This is a genomic window from Bradyrhizobium sp. 41S5 (assembly GCF_011516665.3).
Classification (GTDB): Bacteria; Pseudomonadota; Alphaproteobacteria; order Rhizobiales; family Xanthobacteraceae; genus Bradyrhizobium; species Bradyrhizobium quebecense.
The window spans coordinates 5,174,470-5,186,610 of record NZ_CP083721.1; the positions used below are offsets into that span (position 1 = coordinate 5,174,470).

Here is a 12,141-nt window from a genome sequence, read left to right on the forward strand (position 1 = left end):
TTGCCGACGAAAACTAAACCGGGAGATCCGGCGCCTCGTCGCAGGAATGCCCCTAATTCGCTCTGGCACGCGGCTTCTTCGTCACCGCAGCCGGACGTCCCAGCACCGCCTCGCGGCCCGCGCTCAGGATCTCGTCGGACATTTCGCCGTTGCCTGCGATCCGCGACATCACAATGGTGCCCATCATGGTCGCAAGCGTGGCCATCGCCTGCTTGCGCGCGGTCTTGCGCGGCACGTCCTGGATCTGGTCGGCCATCATGTCGATCATCTGGTCGAGCTTGAGCGCAAAGGCCTTGCGGGTCTTCGGGCTTTCGCGGGCGATCTCGGCACCGAGCGCCGGGACCGCGCAGCCCTGGCCGGGATCGTCGCGATGAGCCGCCGAAAGGTAGCCGTCGACCATGGTTGCAAGCCGCTTCTCCGGCGGCACCTCCGCCGTGACCTTGCGCCAGCGCTCGGTGGCGCGGTCCATGGCGTAGTTGAAGGCCTCGATCACCAGCGCCTCGCGTGAATCGAAATGCGCGTAGAAGCCGCCATGGGTCAGGCCGGCGTCCTTCATCAGGTCGGCGACGCCGATGCCATGGGCACCCCTCTCGCGCAGCCGCGTCGCGGCCTTCTTCACGATCCGCGCGTGGGTCTCCTGCTTGTGTTCTTTCGAATAGCGCATGCCGCTCTCATGGAATGTTTCTAATCATACAATAACAGATATGCGCCCGGAATGCTGCAGTTATTTCGCCTTGTTCTCCCTCTGCGGTTCCCCGCCGAGCATGGAAAACGTCGCGGTCGCGTGCACTGCAAGATTGCCCTTGCCGTCGCGGACAAAACCTTCGGCGTAGCTGGTCTGGCGGCCGAGCTTGATCACCTTGCCTTCGGCCGAGATGGTTCCCGAGCGCGCCGAGAGCGGGCGCAGATAGGTCAGCTTGAGGTCTAATGTCACCGAGGTCTGCCTGGCCGGCAGCAGGGTCGAGATCGCGCAGCCCATCGCGGTATCGAGCAGCGCCGCGGCGGTCGCCCCGTGCAAGAGCCCGATGGTGTTCTCCAGGCTCTCATGTGGCTCGAGCTCCGTCACGATCCGCGCCTCGTCGACAACAGCCATGCGGAAGCCGATCAGTTTTGCCATCGGCGGCGGCGGCAGGTGTCCGTCGCGGATCGCGCGCATCGCCTCGATCCCGGACATCGGCATCGCTGCCCTGGCGACCGGCCCGGGCGCCTGCCATTCCACCACGCGCGTGCGCGTTAGATCGGGGGAATGCAGGTCGATGGTCTCGGCGGCGGTCATGACGGCTCCATTTATATGATAAATATAATTCTATAGATCCGCGCGATGCTGCGCAACCGCCGGACCGGCGCCTTGACAGAGACGTGCTTTGTCCGGGACATGGCGCCATCAATTCCTGCGCCGGGACTTCTTCATGGACATGCTCAATCCCCACTGCGGCATCGACCGCGACACCAGAGGCGTCGTCCGCCTCACGATCTGCAACGCCGGCAAGCTGAACATCGTCAGCTCCGCCGTGACCAACGGCGTGCGCGAGGGCTTTGAGCACCTCGCCGCCGATCCGACAATCCGCGCGGTGATCCTGGTCGGCGAAAGCGAGCGGAGCATGATCGGCGGCGCCGACATCAAGGAGATGGCGACGCTCGACCAAACGTCAGCGGAAGCATTCATCAGCCGCCTGCGCGATCTCTGCGAGGCCGTGCGCAAATTCCCCGCGCCCGTCATCGCCCGCCTGCCCGGCTGGTGCCTCGGCGGCGGCCTCGAGGTCGCGGCCGCCTGCGATATCAGAGTCGCCGCGCATGACGCGATGTTCGGCATGCCCGAGGTGCGCGTCGGCATCCCCTCGGTGATTCATGCCGCTTTGCTGCCGCGCCTGATCGGCTGGGGCCGCGCCCGCTGGCTGATGATGACGGCGGAGAACATCGACGCCCCCACCGCGCTCGCCTGGGGCCTGATCGACACGGTGGCGAAACCCGGCGGCCTCGATGAGGCTGTCGAGCACACCTTGGAGGCGCTGCTGGAATGCGGCCCCGAGGCGCTGCGCATCCAGAAGGACCTGCTGCGCCAGTGGGAAGAGCTGCCGCTGACCGAGTCGGTGAACCTGAGCGTCGGCGTGTTCGGAAAGTCGTTCCAGACCGGCGAGCCGCAACGGCTGCTGCAGGGATTCTTGGATCGGAAGCGGTAATAGTGACACCTTGTAGCCCGGATGGAGCGCAGCGCAATCCGGGACGCGTCATCTGCGGATCAAGCTGCCCGGGATTGCGCTGCGCTCCATCCGGGCTAAGTGTGCGCCTTACAGAGTGTTGACCACAAACCCCAGCCGATTAGTCTAACCTCCATCACGAGACGAGCGCTCCAAATCGAGGACGTCGATCGGAACACGCTCTCTCGCCGATCGCCGCGCTCGCGGCCAACAAGACAATCACTTTCGGGACAGACGCACGGGGTCACAACTCAAGAGCTGCAGGAGGACATATGGTCCAAAAGCGCGACGTTCCCGGTATCCGACCCTATGATGCTCCGGCTGGCGGCTGGGGCGCCCTCAAGGCCACTGCGATCGCGGTTCGCGACCAGATGGATCTGGTCGAGGCGCCGATCACTCTGCTCCGCACCAACAAGCCCGACGGATTCGATTGTCCGGGCTGCGCGTGGCCGGACAAGGAACACACCTCCACCTTCCAGTTCTGCGAGAACGGCGCCAAGGCCGTGACCTGGGAGGCGACCAGCAAACGCGTCACGCCGCAATTCTTTGCCGACCACACCGTCACCGAGTTGCTGACCTGGAGCGACTTTCACCTGGAGAACGAGGGCCGGCTGACCGAGCCGCTCGCCTATGACGCGGCCAGCGACACCTACCAGCCGATCACCTGGGACGATGCCTTCGCGCGGATCGGCGAGACGCTGCGCAGCCTGCCCGATCCCAACATGGCCGAATTCTACACCTCCGGCCGCGCCTCGAACGAGGCTGCGTTCCTGTTCCAGATCTTCGCGCGCGAGTACGGCAGCAACAATTTCCCCGACTGCTCGAACATGTGCCACGAGGCGACCAGCGTCGGGCTGCCGCAATCGATCGGCATCGGCAAGGGCACGGTGTCGCTGGACGATTTCGACCATTGCGAGCTGATCATCGCGATGGGCCACAACCCCGGCACCAACCATCCGCGCATGATGGGCACGCTGTGGGAAGTCTCGCGCCGCGGCGTGCCGATCATCGTGTTCAATCCGCTGCGCGAACGCGCGCTGGAGCGCTTTGCCGATCCGCAGGACCCGATCGAGATGGCGACACTCGGCTCGACGCGGATCGCCTCGACCTATTATCAGCCCAAGGTCGGCGCCGACGCGGTGCTGAAAGGCGTCATGAAGGCACTGATCGAGAAGGACGACGCGACGCACGACCTGCTCGACCACGCCTTCATCGCCGAGCACACCAACGGCTTTGCGGCGTTCGCCGCCGATCTGCGCGCAACGCCGTGGGAGGCGATCGAGACCGTTTCCGGTTTCAGCCGCGCGCAGCTCGGCGAGGTCGCCGCCGCTTACGCAAAATCCAATGCCACCATCGTCACCTACGGCATGGGCATCACCCAGCACAGCCGGGGCACCGACAATGTGCAGCAGATCGCAAACCTGCTGCTGCTGAAGGGCAATTACGGCAAGCCGGGCGCCGGCATCTGCCCGCTGCGCGGCCACTCCAACGTGCAGGGCAACCGCACCGTCGGCATCACCGAGAAGCCCAACATCCCGATGTTCGAGGGCATCGAGCGCACCTTCGGCTTCAAGCCGCCGCGCCATCACGGCCATGACGCGGTCGCCGCGATGGAGGCGATCGACGACGGGAGGTCCAAGGTCCTGGTCTGCCTCGGCGGCAATTTCGCCATCGCCCTGCCCGATCCCGAGCGTTGCGCGGCCGGCATGCGCAAGCTCGAGCTTGCCGTGCATCTCGGAACCAAGCTGAACCGCTCGCATCTCCTGGTCGGCAAGCAGTCGATCATCCTGCCGGTGCTGGGGCGCACCGAGCGCGACATCCAGGCCTCGGGGCCGCAGGTCGTCACCGTCGAGGACTCGATGTCGATGGTGCACGCCTCGCGCGGCAAGCTGACCCCGGCCTCCGAAGACCTGCTTTCGGAATCGGCGATCATTGCCGGCATGGCGATGGCGACCCTGCCTTCGAGCAAGGTGCCGTGGCTGGAGCTGATCGCCGACTACGACCGCATCCGCGACGCCATCGAGGGCGTCTTCCCCGACTTCAAGGATTACAACGCGCGCATTCGGATTCCCGGCGGCTTCCGCCTGCCGCTGCCGCCGACCGAGCGCAAATGGACCACGCCATCAGGCAAGGCCGAATTCCTGATCTTCGACGGCCTCGAAGAGGACCCGGTCCTGACCGATGAAACCATCCTCAAGCTCGCCACCATCCGCAGTCATGATCAGTACAACACCACGATCTATGGATTGAACGACCGCTATCGGGGCGTGTTCGGGCGGCGCGACGTGCTGTTCGCCAACGAGGCCGACCTCACCGCGCGCGGCCTCGCTCATGGCGATCTCGTCGAGATCGAGACCGCGCTGCCCTCCGGCGCGCCGCGCCGCCTCACCCTGACCGCAATCGTCTACGACATCGCCCGCGGCTCGGTCGCCGCCTATTATCCGGAAGCCAACGGGCTCGTGCCGCTCGACTATCAGGACAAGGCAAGCGGCACGCCGTCGTACAAGTCGGTGCCGGTGCACATCCGACGCGCGAGCCAGGCCGCGTAGTGGCCACCGGAGCCCGCATGAGCGCAGCGACATGCGGGACCACTCGACCCGGATACGGAATCTGGCATGATAACCTGATGCCAACAGAGGAACTGTGCTGTGCAAGAGGAAACATGGTGGGAAGGTCCACTATGCGTCACGCACCCGATCAACGGACGGCGCATCTTCGGAATTTGCCACGATGACCAGTGGCGCTGGTCCGTGCGTATCAATGGACCGGCATGGCAAGACATTCATCTTCATGTCTTCACCCTCGCCGGCACTACTGTCCAACACGCAAGAGAACTCGCGACCAAGCTCGGCCCGATACGCGAGCAGGATGAATCCGAAGTCGCTTCCGAGCTGTGCAGCCAACTTGAGGCTGCTCGCAAGTCTTCCTAACCACGTCGCTTCTAGCCCGCATGAGCGCAGCGACATGCGGGACCATTCGCCCCGGATTTCGCTGCGCTCATCCGGGCTACGCTTACTTGCTCACCTTGCATTGGCTGGCGCATGCACTGGCCACAGATCGGCCCGCCAGTGCAGCGCGATTGCCAGCATCGCGATGAAGCCCGCCGCAGCAAGCAGCGTGCCGGTTGCGGTATAACCGATCAGGTCGATCAGGCTGCCGGCCGCGAGCAGGCCTAGCGGCAGGCCGTAGATCACCATCATGCGCACGCCCATCACGCGGCCGCGCAGATGCGCGCTGGCATTGCGCATCAGCATCACGGCGGCCGAGATCATCGACATGCTCTGCGCGATCCCGGCCAGCATCAGGCAGGCCATCGCCACCGGCATGGTCCTGAGTTCGACGAATACCAGCAGCATCGCGTACCAGGCGAGCGTCGCGCCGATCAAGAGCCGCGCGATGCGCACGCCGCCGGCCATGCTGAGCGTGATCGAGCCGATCAGCGAGCCGAATGCAAAACTCGCGGAGAGATAGCCGAGCCCGGTCTGGTCGGTATGGAAGATGTCGCGCGCGACGTAAGGCAGCAGGCCGTTGGTCAGCGGAAACGCGGTGAGGTTGGCGAGGAACGCGACACAGAGCGCCGCGCGCATGCCGGGACCGCTCCAGGCGTAGACGATGCCCTCCTTGAGGTCGCGCAGCAGCTTTGAGCCCGGCACATCGCCCGCCGCGAGATCGGCTGCGCCGTGCGCTTGGGCCGGACGGCCCATGCAGAGCATCAGGATCGCGGCAACGAAATAGAAGCTCGCGATCCCGACATAGACATAGCCGATGCCGAGCGCCGCGAACAATCCCGCTCCGCTCAGTGCACCGGCGATGCGTGCCGAGTCCTGCGTCGTGCGCGCCAGGCTGATAGCGCCGACCAGTTGCGCCGGCGGCATGATGTCGGCGAGCAGCGCGCCGCGGACGCCGAGGTCCGACGGGCGGATCACGCCCATCAGCGCGACGATGATCATGACCTTCGGCGGCGCCAGATGGCCGGATAGCGCCAGAATCATGATGGTGCCGGCGAGCGCCGTGTAGGCAAAGCGCATCACGGCGAGCAGATCGCGATGCCCCATGCGGTCGCCGATCATGCCGACCACAGGCGCGACCAGCGTGCCGACATATTGCAGCGAGGCCATCACGGTCAGCAGCAGCACCGAGCCGGTCTCGACCATGATGTACCAGCCGAGCACCAGCGTCTCGACCTCAAACGCCCAGGAGGTGAGCAGATCGGATGGCCATTGAAAGCGATAGCTGCGGATGCGAAATGGCGCGAGCGCGGAAGTCCGCGTGGTCCCGCTCAAGACGCGATGACGCGTATCACGGCGTGTCCTGCCCTTTTCTTGGTTCTTCTGGGTCTAGATTCCGGATCTTGATTCTATTGGGAAAAGCGTCCCGCTCCGGCAGCGTAGCGCCGACGGAGTCGGTGTCAATCGAAGCTGCCGCATGCGGCCATGCGCGGCGGCATCAGCGGCCGCGTGTTGCACTGCCCGCCTGATTTCGTCCGGCGCGCACCCCGGATCGGCCGTCTCCCTTCGCCCAGCGATTGTGCTAGCATGTCTGCTCCGAAACCGCGGAGGACGCCATGAATGCCTTCGAAGTTTTCGCGATCTACGTCACACCCTTCGTGGTCATCGCGGTCGCAATCAAGCTGCTGATGAAGCGTTACGCCGTCGACCTGCCCGACGTGCAGAAGCAGGCAGGCGCCGCACCGAAGCGACGGTTCTTGCTCGGGGCCTGGCGGTCGGACTAGGTCACGTCGCGGGCAAGCGCGGACACGCGGGCCCCCGCTAAGAAATTCTCAAGATGCGAAGCTCGGACGATTCATGTCGCGAGAACGCGGAAGTATGATTCACAAGTCGCCCCACACACTCACTGTCGTCCCGGCGAAGGCCGGGACCCATAACCCCAAATGCAAATTGTTGCGCAATGCTGGAACGACGAGTCCCTCTCACAACCACTGCTGCGGCGTATGGGTCCCGGCCTTCGCCGGGACGACAGTGGTGATTGCGGAACAATCCCTGCCTCTCATTCATGCCAACACGACATTTTGTCATGGGAGCCGGAGTTGCATTTTTTGCACCGCATCATATGATGAGAGTAATTCAATCAAATCCACGGCATTGAAGGGAATCCTGCCATGGCAACCAGCGCCGATCCTGTCGTCATCCTCTCCGCCGCCCGCACCCCGCTCGGCCGCTTCATGGGCGAACTCACGCCGCTCGCAGCCCACAAGCTCGGCGCGCATGTGATCGGCGCGGCGCTCGAGCGCGCCAGGCTCGCGCCCGAACGCATCGACGAGGTGTTCATGGGTAACGTGCTGCCCGCCGGCCAGGGCCAGGCCCCGGCCCGCCAGGCCGCGCGCGGCGCAGGGCTGCCGGACGCCACCGGCGCCACCACCGTCAACAAGGTCTGCGGCTCCGGCATGAAGGCGACCATGCTGGCCCACGACATCATCAAGGCCGGCTCGGCCGAGATCGTGCTGTCCGGCGGCATGGAGAGCATGAGCAACGCGCCCTATCTGCTGCAGAAGGCCCGCGGCGGCTATCGTGCCGGCCACGACCGGATCATCGACCACATGATGATGGACGGGCTCGAGGACGCCTACGAGACCGGCCGCTCGATGGGCGATTTCGGCGAGGCGACCGCGGAGGCCTATCAGTTCACCCGCGCCGACCAGGACGCTTTCGCGATGGAGACGCTGAGCCGCGCCCGCAAGGCGGTCGAGGGCGGCGCCTTCAAGGCTGAGATCGCACCGATCACGCTCACCGAGAAGGCCGGCCCGCGCGTCATCGCCAATGACGAGCACCCTCTGAAGGTCGATCCGGCAAAGATCCCCGGCCTGAAGCCGGCATTCCGCGCCAATGGCACCATCACGCCGGCCGCCTCCTCGGCCAATGCCGACGGCGCCGCCGCGCTGATCCTTAGCCGGCGCTCGCTCGCCGATCGCGACGGCCTGCCGGTGCTGGCCGAAATCAAGGGCCACGCCACCCACAGCCAGGAGCCGCAATGGTTCACCACCGCGCCGATCCCGGCGATCAGAAAACTGCTCGACAAGGTCGGCTGGAGCGTCGGCGATGTCGACCTGTTCGAGATCAACGAGGCGTTCGCGGTGGTCGCGATGGCGGCGCAGCGCGATCTCGGCATTCCCCGTGACCGGTTGAACATCAATGGCGGCGCCTGCGCACTCGGCCATCCGATCGGCGCCACCGGCGCGCGGCTGATCGTGACGCTGTTGCACGCGCTGGAGGCGCGGAACCTGAAGCGCGGCGTCGCCGCCTTGTGCATCGGCGGCGGCGAAGCCACCGCAATCGCGGTCGAGCGGGTCTCGCACTAGTTCAAAACAGCGTCACGGCCGAGTCCGAAAACGAGGGAACTTTGGCATTTTAGCCATAGCTCCCTCGTGGCATATTGCGCATCACGAATAAAACCCTCATCGCTTTTCATCCGGGGCCCAATGATCTCGAACTGGCTTGCTTCCACCCTCGCCCGCCGAAACATCCATTACGGCTGGGTGATGGTCGCCGTGACCTTCCTGGCTGCGCTGATCTCGGCCGGCACCGTCGGGGCGCCCGGCGTCTTCATCGTGCCGCTGCAGAAGGAATTCGGCTGGTCCACCGCCGAGATCTCCTCCGCGCTGTCGATCCGCTTCATTCTGTTCGGGCTGATGGCGCCGTTCGCCGCGGCGCTGATGAACCGCTACGGCCTGCGCAACGTGACGCTGGCGGCGCAATTGATCGTGGTGTCGGGACTGTTGGCCTCGCTCGCCATGACGCAGGTCTGGCAGCTCATCCTGTTGTGGGGCGTCGTGATCGGGATCGGCACCGGCATGACCGCACTGGTGCTCGGCGCGACGATCGCGACGCGCTGGTTCGTCGCGCGACGCGGCCTCGTGATCGGTATGCTCACTGCGAGCGTCGCGACCGGGCAGCTCGCCTTCCTGCCACTGCTCGCGACCATCACTGAGCATTACGGCTGGCGTGTCGCGCTTGGCCTTGTCTGCGTCATGCTCGGCGTCGCCGCCTTCGCCGTGCTGATGGTGATGCGCGACCGGCCGAGCGACGTCGGTCTGCGTCCGTTCGGCGACGAAGGCACCACGCCGCTCCCCGCGCCGCCGCCGGCCAATGCGCCGATCATGGCGGCCGCGCTCGGCACGCTGCGCGATTCCTCGAAGTCGTCGGTGTTCTGGATCCTGTTCGCGACCTTCTTCGTCTGCGGCGCCTCGACCAACGGCCTCGTCCAGGTGCACCTGATCCCGATGTGCCTCGACTACGGCATCCCGCAGGTGCAGGCCGCGAGCCTGCTCGCGGCGATGGGCATCTTCGATTTCTTCGGTACCATCATCTCGGGCTGGCTGTCGGACCGCTTCGACAATCGTCGGCTGCTGTTCTGGTATTACGGCTTGCGCGGGCTGTCGCTGCTCTATCTGCCGTACTCCGACTTCACGTTCTACGGGCTGTCGCTGTTTGCGATGTTCTACGGGCTCGACTGGATCGCAACCGTGCCGCCGACGGTGCGCCTGACCGCGCAGCGCTTCGGCGCCGAGCGCGCCAATCTGGTGTTCGGCTGGATCTTTGCCGGCCACCAGCTCGGCGCCGGCGCGGCCGCGTTCGGCGCCGGGCTGTCGCGCACGCTCTATGCGAGCTATCTGCCGGCATTCTTCATCGCCGGCGCGCTCTGCGTGATCGCCGCGCTGAGTGTGCTGGCGATCTCGCGGCCGCAGCCCAAGGTCGCGCCGGAGGCGAAACCGGTCGCGGCCTGATCGAGCCTCGCTGCGTGCTACTCCGCGGCGAGACCGGTCGGTACCGCCGCGCCTGCGACTTCCTTGTTGTAGTCGTGCACGACGCAGCCGAACGGCAGCGTCAAATCGGCGATGTAATGATGCGCGCCGACGACGCGCTTGACCGGGAAATCCGCGACCGGTGCGTTGACGTGCGGCACGAGATGCAGCCGGCCGGGTCCGATCCACGATCCCTTGACGGCGATGTCGGTCAGATTGATCGCAACCAGCTGGCAGATCTCGAGATGGCCGTCGACGCCGGGGATCATCTTCAGATTGATTTGCGTCTTCGACAGCGTTGCGCGGGTGATGTTGCCATTGCCCGCCATGCTCTCGTGCTTGTAGCCCATCGTGCCCATCGCGACGAGCTGGCCGGCATATTCCAGCGTGCCGGTCAGCGTGTCCTTGACGATCTCGAGCTTGGGATGGGCGTATTTCTTCGGAAAGCCCCAGATCTCGCGGCCAGCCGCGATCGGCGGATCATCGTCGAGATACATCTGACAGACGAAGTTGACCTCTTCGCCATGTAGCCGCGCGGGGATCACGAGGCCGGACTCGGTGTAGCTGCCGAAGCCGGAGCTGTCGGGCATCTTGATCCATTCGTAATGCACGATCGCCTGCTCGATCGGCTCCAGCGGCTCAGGCAGACCGGCGCGGATCAATTCCGGATCGGTCTCATAGGTGATGACAAGGAATTCGCGATCGATGAAGCGGTAAGGGCCGGCGGGATAGCTCGGACCGGCAGCCGGCATGGACGGAAGCTTGAGCAGATCTTCCCTGCGCATCGCGATAACCCCCTGTTCGGAAATATTGCGCGGAGGCTAGCGGCCGAGATTGACAGCGATATGAGGGATTTCCGTCACGGGCATGACCCACGTGTCGCTGATCAGGCCAATGCTAACCATGCAGGCAGGCATGGCGGATGCGCCGTGCGCCGGCGCGGCATTTGTCATCACGGCGTCATCGGCACCCTGAATTCTCGCCGCAATTTTTTTTGGAGTGCCTGATATGGACGCGCATACCCCTCATCTCGACGATATCGATCACGCGACGCCCGGCTGGCGTCCCGAAGGATGCGATCGCGTGGCCCTGGTTCTACAGGGCGGCGGCGCGCTCGGCGCCTATCAGGCCGGCGTCTATCAGGCGCTGCACGAATCCAATATCGAGCCCGACTGGGTCTGCGGCGTCTCGATCGGCGCGATCAACTCGGCGATCATCGCCGGCAATCCCCCTGAGAAGCGGCTGGAGCGGCTGCACACATTCTGGGATCGCATCACCGGCCGCAAGATCTGGCATCACACCCCGGACGGCGACATCTTCCGCAAGGCGCGCAATTTCACGAGTTCATGGCTGACGACGACGCTGGGGCAACCGGGCTTCTTCACCCCGCACCAGACCAATCCGTGGCTCAGCCCGGCCGGCGCGCGCACCGCCACCAGCTACTACGACACCACACCGCTGCGTGAATCGCTGCTCGAGCTGGTCGATTTCGACCGCATCAATTCCAAGAAGATGCGCTTTGCGGTCGGCGCGGTGAACGTGCTGTCCGGCAACTTCATCTATTTCGACAATGCCCATGACGAGATCATCCCCGAACACATCATGGCGAGCGGCGCACTGCCGCCGGCGCTGCCGATGGTGAAGGTGGGGACCGATCATTTCTGGGACGGCGGCATCGTCTCCAACACGCCGCTGCAGCATCTGCTCGACCAGGACGACAACATGAACTCGCTGGTTTTCCAGGTCGACCTGTTCTCGGCGCGCGGCGCGCTACCGCGCGACATCCAGGACGTGATGGCCCGCCACAAGGACATCATGTATTCGTCGCGCACCCGCTACAACACCGACGTCTACCGCAAGACCTACAATCTACGCACCGCCCTGCACAACGCGCTGGTGAAAATCCCCGACGATCATCTGTCGGAGGACCAACGCCAGCTCAAGAAGGCGAACAGCAGGCTGCCGGGGATCACGTTGCTGCAGCTGATCTATCAGCAGAAGGCCTATGAGGGCGACGCCAAGGACCACGAATTCTCCGGCACCTCGATGCGCGAGCACTGGGCCAGCGGACACGAGGACACCAAGCGCTCGCTGAAGCGGCGCGACTGGATCAAGATGCCAGAGAACGGCATGGGCATCGTGATCCACGACGTGCATCGGGAGAGCGAGTAATTACGTGTCGTC

General features: G+C 64.8%; 10 protein-coding genes. 6 read left to right on the forward strand and 4 right to left on the reverse strand.

The window, feature by feature from the left end:
* Positions 1-52: 52 nt before the first annotated feature.
* A complete protein-coding gene (locus HAP47_RS25295; RefSeq protein ID WP_173642278.1) occupies positions 53-664 on the reverse strand; it encodes a TetR/AcrR family transcriptional regulator in 612 nt (203 codons plus the stop codon).
* A 60-nt stretch (positions 665-724) separates the two neighbouring features.
* Positions 725-1,276 (reverse strand): PaaI family thioesterase, encoded by a 552-nt coding sequence (locus tag HAP47_RS25300; RefSeq protein ID WP_173642277.1) that lies wholly within the window; start codon positions 1,274-1,276, stop codon positions 725-727.
* Between the two features lie 133 nt (positions 1,277-1,409).
* Here HAP47_RS25300 and HAP47_RS25305 point away from each other — a divergent pair, with 133 nt between their 5' ends.
* Positions 1,410-2,180 carry an enoyl-CoA hydratase gene (locus tag HAP47_RS25305; RefSeq protein WP_173642276.1) on the forward strand — a complete coding sequence of 257 codons (771 nt, stop codon included), beginning with the start codon at positions 1,410-1,412 and terminating at the stop codon, positions 2,178-2,180.
* Between the two features lie 290 nt (positions 2,181-2,470).
* Positions 2,471-4,747 (forward strand): FdhF/YdeP family oxidoreductase, encoded by a 2,277-nt coding sequence (locus HAP47_RS25310; protein ID WP_173642275.1) that lies wholly within the window; start codon positions 2,471-2,473, stop codon positions 4,745-4,747.
* A 471-nt stretch (positions 4,748-5,218) separates the two neighbouring features.
* Here HAP47_RS25310 and HAP47_RS25315 read toward each other — a convergent pair whose 3' ends face one another.
* The gene (locus tag HAP47_RS25315; protein WP_173642274.1) at positions 5,219-6,481 is read right to left on the reverse strand and encodes an MFS transporter; all 1,263 of its coding nucleotides are present in this window, start codon (positions 6,479-6,481) and stop codon (positions 5,219-5,221) included.
* 281 nt (positions 6,482-6,762) lie between these two features.
* Between HAP47_RS25315 and HAP47_RS25320 the strand changes: the two genes are divergently transcribed.
* The 3 genes from HAP47_RS25320 to HAP47_RS25330 all read left to right on the forward strand — a co-directional run bounded on the left by HAP47_RS25320 (position 6,763) and on the right by HAP47_RS25330 (position 9,939).
* Positions 6,763-6,930 (forward strand): hypothetical protein, encoded by a 168-nt coding sequence (locus tag HAP47_RS25320; RefSeq protein WP_173642273.1) that lies wholly within the window; start codon positions 6,763-6,765, stop codon positions 6,928-6,930.
* Positions 6,931-7,317: 387 nt separating this feature from the next.
* A complete protein-coding gene (locus HAP47_RS25325; RefSeq protein WP_173642272.1) occupies positions 7,318-8,514 on the forward strand; it encodes an acetyl-CoA C-acyltransferase in 1,197 nt (398 codons plus the stop codon).
* 120 nt (positions 8,515-8,634) lie between these two features.
* Complete coding sequence (locus tag HAP47_RS25330; protein WP_173642271.1) at positions 8,635-9,939, forward strand: MFS transporter; 1,305 nt, start codon at positions 8,635-8,637, stop codon at positions 9,937-9,939.
* Positions 9,940-9,956: 17 nt separating this feature from the next.
* On the opposite strand, the gene HAP47_RS25335 is transcribed toward HAP47_RS25330, so the two are convergent.
* Positions 9,957-10,742 (reverse strand): acetoacetate decarboxylase, encoded by a 786-nt coding sequence (locus HAP47_RS25335; RefSeq protein WP_173642270.1) that lies wholly within the window; start codon positions 10,740-10,742, stop codon positions 9,957-9,959.
* A gap of 223 nt (positions 10,743-10,965) precedes the next feature.
* On the opposite strand from HAP47_RS25335, the gene HAP47_RS25340 reads away from it, so the two are divergent.
* Positions 10,966-12,129, forward strand: a complete 1,164-nt coding sequence (locus tag HAP47_RS25340; RefSeq protein ID WP_173642269.1) for a patatin-like phospholipase family protein — start codon at positions 10,966-10,968, stop codon at positions 12,127-12,129.
* Positions 12,130-12,141 lie beyond the last annotated feature (12 nt).